Here is a 15,395-nt window from a genome sequence, read left to right on the forward strand (position 1 = left end):
GTCTTGGTGCCTCAATCCACGCCCCCAACAAAAATAAATGGGCCGCGAAGCCCATACCGGTGTCGAACCTGTAAATTGATCCCCGTCCGCCATGGCCTGGCAAGACGGCACCAGTCGCGGAACGGGGACAGAGGTGAAAAAGGAGAGGCAATATACCCCTGAGGAGTATACTGCCCCTTCTTAACGACGAATGCCGAGCTTCTCAATGATCGCCCGATACCTCTCGACGTCCTTCTTCTTCAGATAATCGAGAAGCCGCCTTCTCTGACCGACGATCTTCAGAAGGCCGCGACGGCTATGATGATCCTTCTTGTGGATCTTGAAGTGGTCCGTCAGATAGATGATACGCTCGGTGAGAAGAGCGATCTGCACTTCCGGGGAACCCGTGTCGCTGTCGTGACGCTTGTGAGAGGAGATAATCTCCTTTTTCTTATCCGTTACCAGCACGTCCTGAACACCTCCTTCCATTACTGTAGTACGATCATGGATCATTATGTTTAATGCCATCGGCTTTGCAACAGTGAACCTTTCTATCACAAACCCTTGGGGCTGTAAAGCTAAACCTCGTTAAAAACCCTGATAAGCCTGAGGTTTTTCGAATCCTCACTCCACGTCGAACTGAGACTTTCCGCAACGGCAAGAAGACGGTCGCCGTGCATGAGCCGGAAACGCTCTCCTGCCCCCACTTCGCCGACCACAGAGACAAAATCGGTCGGCCGGGGGACTTGGCCGTGCCGAATCCGCACACTCCCCTCATCCCCCAGTAACAAAGTTCTGAGATGACCAAGCGCTTCGCCGAGAGGAGTGATATGGTTCCCGACTTCCCCCATTTCACTGATCCGGCTGAACTCGTCAAGCGACAGGGCCCGATCAATGGCAAACGGACCGCTGCGGGTCCGGCGAAGTGCCGTGAGGTGGGCGTCACACCCCAGCGCCTCGCCGATGTCGTTGGCAAGGGTCCTCACGTACGTCCCCCGCGAACACGAGACGGTGAACGTTACGTGCGGCAGATCGACAACATCGACGGCAATCGAGTAGATCTCGATCTCCCTGGGCGACCGCTTCACTTCTTCCCCTTTGCGGGCAAGCCTGTAAAGGGGGACACCGTTTTGCTTCACGGCGGAAAACATGGGCGGGAGCTGGCTCTGTCGCCCGACAAAAGATTTCATGATCGCTACGATTCGATCCGGAACGAGATCTTCCCACGTCCCCCGGCGGATTACGGTTCCAGTGCAGTCCTGCGTATCGGTGGCAGCACCGAGCACCATGGTTGCCCGGTATTCCTTCATCCCCTCATCGAGGAAAGGGATGGCCTTGGTCCCTTCCCCGAGAGCAACCGGCAGTACACCGGTGGCGAAGGGATCGAGGGTGCCCGTATGTCCGACCTTCTTCTGACGCAGGGTGCGGCGAACGACCGAAACAACGTCGTGGGAGGTAATGCCGACAGGTTTATCCAGAACAATGAAACCGTCCATCGATCAGAGAGCCTGCTCCAGATGGGCGAAAACCTTGTGCCGCACTTCATCGAGCGTGCCGGCAACCGTGCAGCCGGCAGCGTTGTGGTGTCCGCCGCCCCCAAAGGTGGCTGCCAGGCTCGAGACATCCACTTTTCCCTTGGAACGGAAACCGACCTTGAAGAGCCCCGAGTTGATTTCGCGGAAAAAGACCGACACTTCGACCCCGCAAATGGAACGGGGGTAGTTGACGAAACCGTCGGTCAGTTCTGCGCAGGCCCCGGTCCGCCGGTACATGTCGAGCGTAACCGTGATTGATGCGAAGTCGCCCCGTTCCGATATGGTGAGGGTGGAGAGCGCAAGGGCCAGGAGCTCCAGCCGCTGGCGCGGCTGGCTCTCGTAAAGCTTTTCCGCTATGGACCACGTATTGATCCCCGTTGCCACAAGCTCGCCGGAGATGGCGAAGGCCTCGGGATTGGCATTGGAGTACCGGAAGGAGCCGGTGTCGGTAATGATGGCGGTATAAAGCGAAATGGCGATCTCGTAATCGATGCTGTCACCTGCTGCCTTGATGATGCGATAGACGAGCACGCCGGTCGCAGCTGCGGACGGATCGATATAATTGATGGCGCCGAAATTGTCACGGGTGAGATGATGGTCGATATTAATGAACGAACCGATCCTTCTGCACTCCGTCACCTGCCGCCCTGCCCGGCTGAATTCGCCGACATCCAGAACAAAGCAGACATCGAAGTCGCGATCGGGGAGATTCTGGACCACCGTGTCGGCAAGCGGAAGAAAAGCATACAGATCAGGAACGGGATCACATAAATGAATCGTGACATCTTTGCCGAGTCGCCTCAGATACGCAGCCAAGGCCAAAGACGAACCGACTGCGTCCCCGTCCGGACTCTCATGGGTAGTTACGAGAAAGCTCTTGTTGGCACGGATCTCTCCGATTATGCATTCAATCATGCTCACCTTCCGCCGTGCCGATTTCCTTGAGAAGCTTGTCGATACGGCTGCCGTACTCAATCGATTCATCGTATTTGAAGACGACATCAGGGACGTATTTCATCCGGAGCGCCTTGCCGATTTCCTTGCGGATGAAACCTACCGCACTTGTGAGGCCGTGACGCGTCGCCTTTTTCTCTTCATCGGTTCCGATGACCGTGTAATAAATAGTTGCCAGATGGAGGTCATCGGTGACCTTGACCGCGGTAATGGTCACAAAACCGACGCGGGGATCCTTGAGCCCCTTGACCAGCAAAGCTGAGACGAGCTCGTGAATTGCCTCGGCCACCTTGTCAGAACGTTTATGCATGTATAAACCTGCGCCATCTGCCACGGCTGAACCCGTGGCCCGATGCTTTCCAGTCTTTCCTTACTACAGCGTCGCTGCCACCTTTTCGATTTCGAAGTCCTCGATGATGTCACCGACCTTGATATCGTTGTAGTTCTCGAGGCCAATCCCACACTCGTAACCGGTGGCCACCTCCTTCACGTCCTCCTTGAAGCGGCGAAGGCTGGACATCTTCCCTTCGTAAATCACGATGTTGTCGCGCAGCAGCCGCACCTGGGCATTACGCCTCATGATGCCATCCTGTACGTAGCAGCCGGCCACGTTGCCGACCTTGGGGACGGAGAATACTTCGCGGACCTCGGCGCGGCCGAGGTGCTTTTCGCGAAGGGTCGGTTCCAGAAGCCCCTCCATCGCCTTTTTGATATCCTCGACCGCATCGTAGATGATGTTGTAAAGGCGAACGTCGACCCCTTCCTTCTCTGCCAGGGCCGATGCCTTCGGCTCCGGACGAACGTTGAAGCCGAGAATAATAGCGCTGGATGCGGTGGCGAGGTTGACGTCGGTTTCGGTGATCGCCCCGACGGAAGAGTGGATGACATTAAGGCGCACGGCATCGGTGGAGAGCTTGCGAAGCGATTCGGCAACCGCTTCCACAGACCCCTGAACGTCTGCCTTGACAATAACGTTGAGGTCCTTGACCTCTCCCTTCTGGATCTTGTCGTACAGCTGCTCCAGCGACATCTTGCTGTGCTTGGCGAGCTCGGTCTCCCTCTGCTTCTGCTGGCGGTAGGAAGCTATCTCCTTTGCACGCTTCTCGTCGTTCATCCCGATGAAGACATCGCCGGCATCGGGAACCCCGGTGAAACCGATGACCTCCACCGGCATCGACGGCCCCGCCACCTGGACTTTCTCTCCCCGGTCATTCTGCATGGCCCGAACACGTCCATAGTGCACGCCGGCCACAAAGAAGTCGCCAGTCTTGAGGGTACCCTCCTGGACGAGAACAGTCGCCACCGGACCGCGGCCGCGATCCAACTTGGCCTCGACGATGGTGCCACGGGACTCCTTGTTGGGATTGGCCTTGAGATCCATGACGTCGGCCTGCAGCAACACCATCTCCAGGAGCTCGGGAAGGTTGATCCGCTTCTTGGCCGAAACCTCGACGAAAATGGTGTCACCACCCCACTCCTCGGATACGAGACCCAGCTCCATGAGCTCCTGCTTGACCCGCTCCGGCTTTGCTTCAGGTTTGTCGATCTTGTTGATGGCGACAATAATCGGCACGCCGGCAGCCTTCGAATGGTTCACCGCTTCACGGGTCTGGGGCATGACACCATCGTCGGCGGCAACCACAAGGATAACGATATCGGTGACCTTTGCTCCACGGGCACGCATGGCGGTGAACGCCTCGTGGCCCGGCGTATCGAGGAAGGTTATCTTGCGGCCGTTCAGCTCGACGTCGTAGGCGCCGATATGCTGGGTAATGCCGCCTGCCTCCCCGGCAATGACGTTCGCTTCACGGATTGCGTCAAGGAGCGAGGTCTTGCCGTGGTCGACGTGTCCCATGATGGTAACCACCGGCGGACGCTTCAGCAGGCTCTCCGGCGCATCGGGCACCGCTTCGAGCATTTCGTCAACATCGATGGCGACGTTTTCGATCTCGTAGCCGAAATCGCCGGCGACCAGCGTGGCGGTGTCCACATCGAGAGGATGGTTGATAGTCACCATCATCCCCATTTTCATGAGGACCCGGATCAGATCGGTCGCCTTAACTCCCATCCGCTTGGCGAGTTCACCAACGGTTATGGACTCGGAAATCTTGATGATTCGCTTGATGGCCTTCGGAACCGTAATCTCGGTCTTCCTGCCGATACTCACCTGCTCCTTTTCGCGCCGCTTTCCCTTGCCCGCCTTGGGCCCCGGCTCGAACACCCGCTCACGGCGTTCCAGCATTTCCGCCTTTTTGAACACCTCTTTCTTCTTGTCGGGCGCTCCACCCTTCTTTCCGCCCCGTGCCGCTTCCACGGGAACCTCGGCAAACTCCTTCTTGCGAGCACCTTTCTTCAGCTCAGCCGATGGTGCTGGTGCCGGCCGCTCGGAGGGGGCCGGAGCAATTGGCCGCTCTTCCTTCCTGCGCGGCGGAGTAATGACGACCTCCCGCTTCTCCGCTGGCCGGGCGGCGGGCTTGGTGGTAATGCCGGGAAGCTCCACCCGGCCCAGGATCCTGGCGCGAGTGGCGGTCGGCACTTCTGCGGGCGCCTCCGCCGGTGCAGGGGGTGCTTCAGCCGGTGCCGAGGGAACTGGAGCTGCTTCCTCAGCCGGAACCGCAGGTGCCGGCTCAACCGCCTTTGCAGGCGCCGGGGGGGCGGCTGCCTCAACCGACACGGCAGCTGCCGCCACCGCTTCCGGGACAGCCGGCTCTTCCGGCTGGGCTTCCGCCACTTTCGGACGACGGCGGATAACCGTTGTCGTTACGCGGACCTCTTCCTGCTCCTTGGCGGAAACCGCCTTGGGGGGCGCAGGAGCCGTCACCTTTCTGACATCGTCGTCCTCAAGGACCGACATGTGACTTTTCACCTCAATGCCATGACTCTTGAGTCTGGCAATAAGCTCCTTATTCTCGATTCCCAACTGCTTGGCCAGTTCATATACGTGGATCTTGCTCATCCACCGCACCCCCATCAAGGAAATTACCGTATCGTTTCACTTCGTTAAGTATTGATTGGACAAAACCGCTCTCAATCACTGCCACCACGCTTCTCAACCCCTTGCCGAGAAGCCCGCCGAAACGGTCCTTATCGAGCATGCGCAAACAGGGGATACCACCGCGCTCCGCAAGATACGAAACCTTCTCGCCGATATCCCCGGAGATATCGGAAGCAAGCAGCACAAGACCAAGACCGCCACCCCTCCGGAGCCGCTCCATGACCATGTCGCTTCCTGAGACGATCTTGCCCGCTTTGTTTGCAAGTGCAAGATAGGAGGCAACCCGCTCCATGAGGAGAGCGGCTATCTGTGCCGCGAGTTCTCCCGCGGGCGGCACTGTTACCTCGCTTCTGAAGGCCCGGGAGAACTGCCTCCGTTCGACGGCCTTCGTAACGCATGAGCGACGGAAACATGTGTATGCGCCCCTGCCGGGGAGCTTTGCCATGACGTCCGGCACCAGGGTACCCTCGGGCGAGAGGACGAACCGGAGAAGTTCACCCTTGTCGCGCGCTTCACGACAACCGAGGCATGTCCTCTGTGGTGCGGTTCGCGGCATCTCTACTCTTCGATCTGCTCGACCGGCGCCTCGCCGGGTTCCGCCACCGGACCTTCGGAGGTCTCCGCTTCAGCGGCCTCTTCCGCGGTCCCGTCGTACGATGAGAACTCCAGCAGTTCGGCCTCCGCGGCGCGGGTCTCGCTCTTGATATCTATCCGCCATCCGGTGAGGCGCGCGGCGAGCCGTACGTTCTGTCCGCGCTTGCCGATGGCGAGAGAGAGCTGGTCGTCGGAAACTATTATCTCCATGGCACGATTCTCCTCGTCTATATACACCTTGGAGACTACGGCAGGCTGCAGGGCGTTGCAAGCAAAGCGAGCCGGGTCCTCGGACCAGGGGATGATGTCGATTTTCTCGCCGCGGAGCTCGGAAACCACATTCTGGACCCGGGAGCCGCGCATGCCTACGCAGGCGCCGACCGGATCCACGTCCGAATCATGGGAGTAGACGGCGATCTTGGAGCGGCTCCCCGGCTCGCGGACCACCGACTTGACCTCCACAATCCCTTCGGCTATTTCGGGCACCTCGGCCTCGAACAGCTTGGCGAGGACATTGGGATGGGTTCTCGACATGAGGATCTGCGGTCCCTTCGGCGTCATCCGGATATCGGTGATAAGGGCCTTGACGCGATCCCCCTGACGGTACACCTCGCGCGCGGCCTGCTCCTTCTGGGGAAGAAATGCCTCGGCCCGTCCGAGGTCTATGATCAGATCCCCACGTTCGAAACGGCGGACTACTCCATTGACTAGCTCCCCGATCCGATCCTTGAACTCGTTGAAAATCGTTTCCCGCTCTGCCTCGCGCACCTTCTGGATGATCACCTGCTTGGCGGTCTGTGCGGCGATACGGGTGAAACCACTCGCATCGAGCTTCATCCCGAGCGAGTCGCCGACTTCGACATCGGGGTCGATTTCCTTCGCCTCCTCAAGATCGATCTCCTTGTAGGAGTCCTGCACCTCGTCCACCACCGTGACGAATTCAAATAGTTCGACCTCGCCGATCTCGGAGTTATAGTGCGCCTCCAGATCGCGGGTGTTTCGAAACTTCTTGTTGGCGGCGGTAAGAACCGCCTGCTCCAGGGCCTCGACGACGATCTGACGGTCAATGCCCTTTTCCTTCACGATCTGGTCGATGATGTGCTTGAGGTTGAAGGTCGTTTCCACTTCGGATTCTCCTTAAAAGTCTATGGTTACGATTGATTTCTAAAGTTCGAATTCCAGATTCGCCTTGGCGATCTTTTCAAGCGGTATGCGGGCCATCTGTCCTTCGCGCAGGCGAATGACGACGACACCGTCATGGAGCCCTTCGAGATCACCCAGAAAGGTCTTGCGCCGGTTCCCCGCCTCGTCCGCCAAAAGCTCAAAGGTCCTGATCTTCACCAGGCGCCCCCGAAAACGGTCGTAATCCGATTCTTTCCTGAGAGGACGATTGAGTCCCGGCGACGAGACTTCGAGCGTATAACGGTCACCGATAAAATCTTCCACATCGAGTATTTCGGAGAGCTCACGGCTAACTTCCGCACAATCGTCCAGGGTAATCCCACCCTCCCTGTCGAGGAAAAGCCGCAGCACCATCTGGCGCCCTTCCCGCTTGTACTCGACATCGACGAGCTCCATCCCGAGGGGAGCCACAATCCCCTCGACAATACCCGCTACCCTGGTTGCCACATCCTGATGCGCCATGGGGAACAAAACCTCAGAAACAAAAAAAGTGAGCTCAGGAGCTCACTTTTGAGTGAACATTAACTTGTACTAGCTGTTTAACATGAACCCCCGGCAATTGCAAGTATTTTTTTCATACTGAAAAACTGCGGATTCCCCCTGGATTGCCGCCATGCCATTAATTTTTCCACCAAGATGGTTGCGCAGTCGTTAACCTTGCAGCGGGGCCTGGTTGACAACCGGACGCTTTCCGTGATAGACAAAGCGCCGGGAGGTACGTTATGAGGCATTTCATCGATTCGCTCACCGAGAGCGTCGTTGCGGGGAAACCGGTGCAGGAGTCGGATGCGCGGGCACTGGCAAACGCATCGGGCAACGACCTGTTCACGCTTTTTGCCGCCGCGAGCAGGATAAAGAGTCACTTCCTCGGCTCCGCAGTCCATCTCTGTTCCATCATCAACGCAAAATCGGGACGCTGTCCCGAGAACTGCGCATTCTGCGCCCAGTCGGCGCATCACGCCACCGATACCCCGGTCTACCCCCTTGTGGATGAAGAAAGGATCGTCGCCAATGCCCGGGAGGCCGAGAAGAACGGTTCCCGCTGCTTCGGCATCATCACGAGCGGCACCGGCATCAACAAGGGCGAGGAACTCGACCGTATCTGCCGGGCCGTCCGCCGGATCAGGCAGGAGACGAAAATCGCCCCCGCCTGCTCCCTTGGCATCATCGATTTCCCGACCGCCGCGGCGCTCAGGGAAGCCGGGGTCGAAACCTATCACCACAACCTTGAAACGGCCCGAAGCTTTTTCCCCGAAATCTGTACCACCCACAACTACGAAGAGGATGTCGAAACGGTCCGCGTGGCGCGCCGCGCCGGGCTCAAGGTATGCTGCGGCGGCATCTTCGGCCTTGGAGAGTCGGTCGATCAGCGGATCGAGATGGCACTGACCCTCCGGGAACTGGACGTAAACTCCGTCCCTCTCAACTTCCTCAACCCGATCGAAGGGACGCGGCTTGCAGGCGCCGACAACATCACCCCCCTTGAATGCCTGCGGACCATCGCCCTTTACCGGTTTATCCTCCCCGACAGGAGAATTGCCGTCTGCGGCGGCCGCGAGCGCAATCTCCGCGATCTCCAGTCGTGGATATTCCTGGCCGGCGCCGACGGGACCATGATCGGAAATTATCTGACCACCACCGGCAGGCCTCCCGAACAGGACTGGCAGATGCTCAAAGACCTGGAACTGGCCGTGGAGGGGTGCTGTGAATAGCGGGGCCATCTTCGTAACCGGTACCGACACCGGCGTCGGCAAGAGCGTGGTCTCGGCGGCCCTGGCACGCCTGCTTCACAGACGTGGCGTCAACGTGGGGGTGATGAAGCCGGTGACAAGCGGCTGCGTCGAGCGCGACGGAGCGCTTGTCTCCGAAGATGCGGAACTCCTCGCCTGGGCTGCGGGGGTCTCCCTCGACGACGACTGCGCTCCCTATCGCCTCCGCACCCCCATTGCCCCGTCGGTGGCAGCAGCGCGCGAAGGGGTGAAAATCGACTTCTCGCGGATTCGGGAAGCCTGCGAACGGCTTGCGCAGCGGCACGACTTCGTCATCGTCGAAGGGGCAGGCGGGCTTATGGTGCCGCTCACCGGCGGGATGCTGGTCGCCGACCTCGTCACGGCACTGAAACTCCCCCTGCTGGTCGTGGCGCGACCGAACCTGGGGACCATCAACCATACCGTCCTCACCTGCTACACGGCGAAGCAGCTTGGCATCGACGTGCGCGGGGTGATCGTCAACTCCTACCCCGACCCTCCCGACATGGCGGAAGAATACGCCCCGCATCTGATCGATTCGCTCTCCGGAACGCCGCTTCTCGGTGTTTTTCCCCGCCTTTCGGAAGGCACGGACCGGGAGGTGGTGGAACGGCTTGCCGTGCGCCTTGCGGGAGAACCAACCACGAAGATCCTTCTCAGGGAGATCGGCCTTGAACAGCCTTGATACGAAGACCCTCCGGGAGTACGACCGGAACTACGTCTGGCACCCCTTCACGCAGATGAAGGAGTGGGAACGGGACGTTCCGGTAGTGATCGTGCGGGGTGAGGGGTCGTACATCATCGACTCCGACGGCAACCGGTACCTGGACGGGGTCGCCGCCATCTGGACCAACATCCACGGCCACTGCAAGCGGGAGATCAACGAGGCGATCAAGAGCCAGGTCGATCTCATCGAGCACTCGACCCTGCTCGGTCTTGCCAACGACAAGGCCGCCATCCTGGCAAAACGCCTCGTCGACATCGCCCCGCCGGGGCTCTGCAAGGTCTTTTACTCCGACAACGGTTCCACTGCGGTGGAAATCGGGGTCAAGATGGCCTTCCAGTACTGGCAGCACAGGGGACGCCCCGAAAAGACGAAATTCATCTCCTTCAGCAACGCCTACCATGGCGACACCATCGGCGCCGTGAGCGTCGGCGGCATCGACCTCTTCCACGGGGTGTTCCGCCCCCTCCTCTTCCCGACCATCCAGGCGCCGGCACCCTATTGCTATCGGTGTGAATTCGGCGATTCCGATCCCGAAAACTGCCGACGGCACTGCCTGCAGGAGCTGGAGCGGCTCATGGCCGCCCACGCCGACGAGGTGGCCGGCCTCGTTATCGAGCCACTGGTCCAGGGAGCCGGCGGCATGATCGTCCAGCCGGAGGGTTTTGTGCGCGCGGTGCGCGCGCTCTGCGACCGTCACGGCATTCTGATGATCGCCGACGAGGTGGCCGTGGGGTTCGGCCGAACCGGCACCATGTTCGCCTGCGGACGTGAGGGGGTGACCCCCGACATCATGGCCCTCTCCAAGGGGATCACGGCAGGGTACCTGCCGCTGGCGGCCACCCTTGCCACCCGGGAGGTTTACGACGCCTTCCTCGGCGAATACCGGGAGATGAAGACCTTCTTCCACGGCCACACCTTCACCGGAAACCCGATTGCCTGCGCCGCCGCCCTGGCGAGTCTCAATCTCTTCAAGAGCGAGCGGTTGCTGGAGAGTTTGCCGCCTAAAATCGATTACTTGTCGATCAGACTTCAAGCAGTGGCTCAACACCCCTTCGTGGGCAACGTCCGCCAGTGCGGCATGGTAGCCGGTATCGAACTGGTCCGAAACAAAGAGACCAAAGAGCCTTTCCCGTGGGAGGAGCGGGTCGGCGTGCGGGTCTGCCGCGAAGCGCTGCGCCACGGGCTCTTCCTCCGCCCCCTCGGCAACGTCATCGTCGTCTTCCCCCCCCTCTCCTGCACCCTGGAGGAGCTGAAACTCCTGATGGACGGGATCGGGAAATCGATCGAGACCGTCACCGGGCACCCTTCCGCATAGCCGAAAGACAAAGGGGATGACCGCAGCCGCGTCATCCCCCTTGTCTTTCTTCACGCCTGTATTCTTCGGGAATTTTTCAGAATTTGCCGCGCAGCACCTGGGCCGAGACGATCACCCCGCCTTCGCCGTGCCCGCGGGCCGGGACGTAATCCGGGATGACGGTCGGCACCGCCAGCCTCACCTTGCCGTTCTCCACCTCCGCCAGTGCCGTTGCCGCCTTCGCGGTACCGTAAACGGCACCGGCCAGGATCCCCCCTGCCGCCCCGTAACCGACGTAATCGAGGTGATCGGCCGGCCGGTGGGTGAACGCCAGCAAGGCCCCGCCCACCAGTGCCCCCGCCAGCCCGCCGTAGAGGGCATTTCTGAAGACGGTTTCGAATCCTCCCTCATCGGCGTGGCAGGGAACGGAGGAGACCGCCAGCGTCAGGGCGATCAGGGCGCAAAAGATAACGGTGCGTACGGTGTGTGTCATTGGATACCCCTCACTTGTCGATTTCACTGGATTCCCCAAACATTAGCAATGAACGGGCCAACTGCCGGCACCAGGGAGATATCCGCACAAGAGGCGGAAATCACGCGCGTAAAGCGGGTGCCTTCCCCCACTGAGACCCGGCTGACGGGAGAACGGGCGTTGCAATCGCGCAACAGATTTTCGAGACGGCATCCCTGAAGCCGGAGAGCACCACACCTTTTTTGCACGGGATTCCGGCACATTGGCAGGCAATGCGGCGGGATTTGCATATTTGCTACACAGCCGCCATTGCCCTGACGGCAATCCGGAGCTCGTCGTCGCGGGTCGCCGCTTCATCGTTCAGCCGGGCAGTAAGAACGAGGTCGAGGATCTCCCGATAGCGGGGCCCGGAGGGAAGCCCCAACTCCCGCAAGTCGTCCCCCGTAATGGCAGTGGTCACGCCACGCAGATGGGTCACGTAGAGCGAAACGAACTTCCGCACCTCTTCCCGGCCCGTTTTCGCCATGATGTAGAGGAGGACCTCGGTCGTAAGGCCCCGGAGCCAGAAGAAGATGTCGCTACGCCGCACCTCCTCGCCCCGCGCCGCCTTCCGCTCCATCAGCTCCAGCACCTGCTCGCCCTGGAGACGCATCTCGATGAGCCGCTCGCGGTAATGCTCCGAGACCGAGAGCCGCGTGCAGGTACCCCGGAAGGAGTCGCCGGAAAGGGAAGAGGTGAGGGCCAGGAAGTAGACCACCCAGGTCTCGATAGTCTCGCCGAGGTAGAGAAGATCGAACCAGGAGATCACCTTCTTCACCTCGTCGAGGATCCGCAGGTTATCTTCCCCGAGGGCGATGTCGGGATGGATGAACCTCAGGAGCCCCAGTCCCGACATCCGGAGGATCGCCCGGACCGGCTCCCGTTCCCTCAGGATCGCCACCAGTTCGTTTAACAGCCTCTTCCCGCCGAGTTTCTCCAGAAACCCCATCTTGACGGCGTTCTTGACGAGATTTTCGGTATGACGGGAGATCTGGAAACCGAGGCGCTGTTCGAAGCGGATCGCCCGAAAAACGCGCGTCGGATCCTCCACAAAGGAGAGGTTGTGCAGGACCCGTATCGACTTCTCTTGAAGATCACGGTAGGCGCCGAAGTAGTCGAGGAGCAGCCCGAAATCGACGCCGTTCAGCCGGATGGCGAGGGTGTTGATGGTGAAGTCCCGCCGGTAGAGGTCCATCTTGAGCGAGGAGCGCTCCACCGTCGGAAGAGCGCCCGGCGTGGCGTAATACTCGAGCCTCGTGCTCGCCACATCCACCTTGAACCCGTCGGGAAGGACGATGACGGCGGTGCCGAATTTATCGTGGCTCTTCACCCGGCAGCCCATGCGGGACGCGAAGGTCTCGGCAAAGAGGATCCCGTCCCCCTCCACCGAAACGTCGATGTCGTCGTTCTTGTTGCCGAGGAGGAGATCCCGCACGAAGCCGCCGACGGCATAGAGGGGGAGCTCCAGCTCGTCCCCCACCCTGCCGAGATCCCGCAAAAGGGACAGCACCCGCGCCGGGAGCCCTTTGTTCATCAGGTGCAGCACCTCGCGCCGGCGCACGGGGGGATTCTCCCGGGCCAGGTCATAGACCGCCTCGGCGGTTCGCTGCACCCCGGCATACATATAGCGCAGCAGATCGGTGCGGGTTATGACGCCGACGAGACGCTCCTTCTCGAAGACCGGGACGAGCCGCCGGTGCTGCACGACGATGTACTCCTGCAGCGCTGCGATCGGCGTGGAGGGCTCGGCACGCAGATACTCCGTGTGCATGTATTCGCTGACCGACAAATCGCCCAGTCCGTGGTAGAGGGCCTTTTCCACGATCCGGCGGGAGATGATCCCCTCCATCCGTTCGCCGTCCATGACCGGCATGGCGTTCACGTTGTACCGGGTGAGGTATTCCCGCGCCTCGGCGAGCGTGGTGCCGACCGGCATGGTCATCACCGGGGACGACATCAGATCGGCGGCGGTCCGCTTGGGGTTCACCCGCTCCGGGAGAAGACGGTTCAGTCGCCCCAGCACCTGGATCACGGTCTCCCCCCGTACCGTCGCCGCAGCCGCGGTGGCATGGCCTCCACCACCGAATTCCCGCAGGATCGCACCCACATCCACCTCGGAGATGCGGCTGCGGGCCACGATGTAGACCCGCTCTCCCATCCCCACCACCACAAAGAGCGCCTCAAGGTTCTCCATGTCGCGCATCATGTGGGCCAGCACGGCAATGTCCCCCACGTAGTAGTCGAGAGACGCGTGGGCAATGGCGACATCCACGCCGTTCACGCTGACGGTCCGCAGCGACTTGATCAGGTCGTTGAGCAGCGAAACCTGCTCGGCGGTCAGTTCCTGGGTGACGAAATCGGCAACGATGTTCAGGTTCGCCCCCTGCTCCAGGAGCCAGGCCGCGGCGGCATAGTCATCGGTCGTTGTGGAGGGAAAGGTGAGGTTGCCGGTATCCTCGTAGATGCCGAGCATCATGAGCGTCGCCTCGACCGGCGTCACTTCGGCCCCCCTCTCCTTCAGAATCAGCGCCAGGATGGAGGTGGAGGATCCGCAGTCGCGGATCGCGCCGCCGCTCGGCCTGATGTCCCCCGAGGCGCCGGGGTGGTGGTCGTAGATATGGACCTCGACGCCGGCACGACCCAGCAACTCGGCAAAGCGGCCGATGCGGGATGAGTGCTGGCAATCGACAAGGATGAGACGGGTGATCTGCTCGAAATCCACCTCCTTCAACCGGGTGAGGGAGGGAACGTAACCGGGGGACTTGAGGAAGAAATCCCTCATGCTCTTCTCCTGGGAGCCGGAAAAGACCATGAGGGCATCGGGGTAGAGCCGCTTCGCCGCAACCATAGCGCCGAGGCAGTCGAAGTCGGCGTTCACGTGGGTGGTGATGACATCCATGGGAGAGAGTGTGCCGCAGGAGCGGCAAAAGTAAAGTGCAAGCGGGATTTTCGCCGCTAGCGGGATGCAATGAGGGGCTTGAGCGGTTCGGAGAGATATACCGGATTGGAGCCGACCACCTCCACCACCGGTCCATCTTCCAGCAGCTCCAGATCACCGGTGTCGTCCTCGTATTCGTCCTCCCCCACGGCCCAGTCGTAGAGCTTTTTCGCGTCCTGCAGCACCGGTTTTTCCGGAATGCCGTACATCCGCTTCTGCATCGGCTCGTCGAAGAGCCCCACGCAGCCGTGGGAGGCGGGACGCCCCGGGAGGTCCCGCGCGTGCATCCAGTAGGCCACATTGTCCTGCCCCACATGGAAACGCATCGCGAAGTCCATCGGGTACTGGGCGGTCTGGTCTTCGGTCTTGTAGAGCGACGACGTGTGGGTCCGGTGGCGGGCATCGATCCGGAAGAGGCCGGTGGGGGTTTCGTGTCCCACGCCGCCGGTGGCCGCCGGCATGGAGAACCTGAGCTTCCCGTTCTCATAAGCTCCGATCCACTGTTCGGTCAGGCTGATGAGGATGTACTTCTCGTAATGCTTCGCGGGCTCGTACTCCCGGGGAAGCGGCGTGTAATCGCTGGCAGCCGTCAGGTCGTCCGGCACCTTGAGGGTCATGCCGGGATAGGTATGCCGCCGGTCGATCCGGTTGAAGCGGGCCACGGTCACCCAGTCGGGCCCGAAGAGCGATTCGAGGGTTTCGTCGGGCCTGATGAAATGCGGAGACCATCTGACGTTGCGCTGGCTCGGGTAGTCGATGCGTGTGAGGTCTTCCCTGGCCCTGTCGGCGGGAGAGGCTCCCGGCACCGAGATGGAGGTCGGTTCATTGACAACGATGGCGGAAAAAACGATGAGGGCAATGAAAGGCGCCAAACTGCGGATCATGGGTTCTGTCCTGTGGCAAAAAAAGAATGGGGCGAAAGCCCCATTAAAAAAATA

General features: G+C 60.5%; 14 protein-coding genes. 3 read left to right on the plus strand and 11 right to left on the minus strand.

What is annotated here, in order from left to right; all coding sequences use genetic code 11:
- Positions 1-180 precede the first annotated feature (180 nt).
- The 8 genes from rpsO to rimP form a co-directional block, all read right to left on the minus strand.
- Positions 181-447: a 30S ribosomal protein S15 gene (gene rpsO, locus M6689_RS07215; protein WP_298269626.1), complete on the minus strand. Its 267-nt coding sequence runs from the start codon at positions 445-447 to the stop codon at positions 181-183.
- Positions 448-557: 110 nt separating this feature from the next.
- The gene (gene truB / locus M6689_RS07220; protein ID WP_298269629.1) at positions 558-1,475 is read right to left on the minus strand and encodes a tRNA pseudouridine(55) synthase TruB; all 918 of its coding nucleotides are present in this window, start codon (positions 1,473-1,475) and stop codon (positions 558-560) included.
- Positions 1,476-1,478: 3 nt separating this feature from the next.
- Positions 1,479-2,429: a bifunctional oligoribonuclease/PAP phosphatase NrnA gene (locus M6689_RS07225; RefSeq protein ID WP_298269631.1), complete on the minus strand. Its 951-nt coding sequence runs from the start codon at positions 2,427-2,429 to the stop codon at positions 1,479-1,481.
- Positions 2,422-2,778, minus strand: coding sequence for a ribosome-binding factor A (locus M6689_RS07230; protein ID WP_298269728.1), 357 nt, complete (start codon positions 2,776-2,778; stop codon positions 2,422-2,424). The genes M6689_RS07225 and M6689_RS07230 overlap by 8 nt, the downstream gene beginning before the upstream one ends.
- Positions 2,779-2,841: 63 nt before the next feature.
- Complete coding sequence (infB, locus tag M6689_RS07235; RefSeq protein WP_298269633.1) at positions 2,842-5,424, minus strand: translation initiation factor IF-2; 2,583 nt, start codon at positions 5,422-5,424, stop codon at positions 2,842-2,844.
- Positions 5,402-6,019, minus strand: coding sequence for a DUF448 domain-containing protein (locus M6689_RS07240; protein ID WP_298269635.1), 618 nt, complete (start codon positions 6,017-6,019; stop codon positions 5,402-5,404). The genes infB and M6689_RS07240 overlap by 23 nt, the downstream gene beginning before the upstream one ends.
- 2 nt (positions 6,020-6,021) lie before the next feature.
- A complete protein-coding gene (gene nusA, locus M6689_RS07245) occupies positions 6,022-7,182 on the minus strand; it encodes a transcription termination factor NusA (protein WP_298269637.1) in 1,161 nt (386 codons plus the stop codon).
- A gap of 39 nt (positions 7,183-7,221) precedes the next feature.
- Entirely contained in the window at positions 7,222-7,701 is a 480-nt protein-coding gene (gene rimP, locus M6689_RS07250) for a ribosome maturation factor RimP (RefSeq protein WP_298269640.1), read from the minus strand.
- A 260-nt stretch (positions 7,702-7,961) separates the two neighbouring features.
- On the opposite strand from rimP, the gene bioB reads away from it, so the two are divergent.
- The 3 genes from bioB to bioA are packed head-to-tail and all read left to right on the plus strand — an operon-like array spanning position 7,962 to position 11,029.
- The gene (gene bioB, locus M6689_RS07255; RefSeq protein ID WP_298269642.1) at positions 7,962-8,951 is read left to right on the plus strand and encodes a biotin synthase BioB; all 990 of its coding nucleotides are present in this window, start codon (positions 7,962-7,964) and stop codon (positions 8,949-8,951) included.
- Positions 8,944-9,672, plus strand: coding sequence for a dethiobiotin synthase (bioD, locus tag M6689_RS07260; RefSeq protein ID WP_298269644.1), 729 nt, complete (start codon positions 8,944-8,946; stop codon positions 9,670-9,672). Before bioB ends, bioD begins: the two co-directional genes overlap by 8 nt.
- Positions 9,659-11,029 carry an adenosylmethionine--8-amino-7-oxononanoate transaminase gene (bioA, locus tag M6689_RS07265; RefSeq protein WP_298269647.1) on the plus strand — a complete coding sequence of 457 codons (1,371 nt, stop codon included), beginning with the start codon at positions 9,659-9,661 and terminating at the stop codon, positions 11,027-11,029. The genes bioD and bioA overlap by 14 nt, the downstream gene beginning before the upstream one ends.
- 76 nt (positions 11,030-11,105) lie before the next feature.
- On the opposite strand, the gene M6689_RS07270 is transcribed toward bioA, so the two are convergent.
- The 3 genes from M6689_RS07270 to M6689_RS07280 form a co-directional block, all read right to left on the minus strand.
- Positions 11,106-11,501: a hypothetical protein gene (locus M6689_RS07270; protein ID WP_298269648.1), complete on the minus strand. Its 396-nt coding sequence runs from the start codon at positions 11,499-11,501 to the stop codon at positions 11,106-11,108.
- A 274-nt stretch (positions 11,502-11,775) separates the two neighbouring features.
- Entirely contained in the window at positions 11,776-14,418 is a 2,643-nt protein-coding gene (locus tag M6689_RS07275) for an A-adding tRNA nucleotidyltransferase (RefSeq protein ID WP_298269651.1), read from the minus strand.
- A gap of 56 nt (positions 14,419-14,474) precedes the next feature.
- Entirely contained in the window at positions 14,475-15,341 is an 867-nt protein-coding gene (locus tag M6689_RS07280; protein WP_298269653.1) for a L,D-transpeptidase, read from the minus strand.
- Positions 15,342-15,395: the final 54 nt, after the last annotated feature.

Origin of the sequence: Geobacter sp. (genome assembly GCF_027327745.1) — a bacterium.
Taxonomy (GTDB): domain Bacteria; phylum Desulfobacterota; class Desulfuromonadia; order Geobacterales; family Geobacteraceae; genus Geobacter.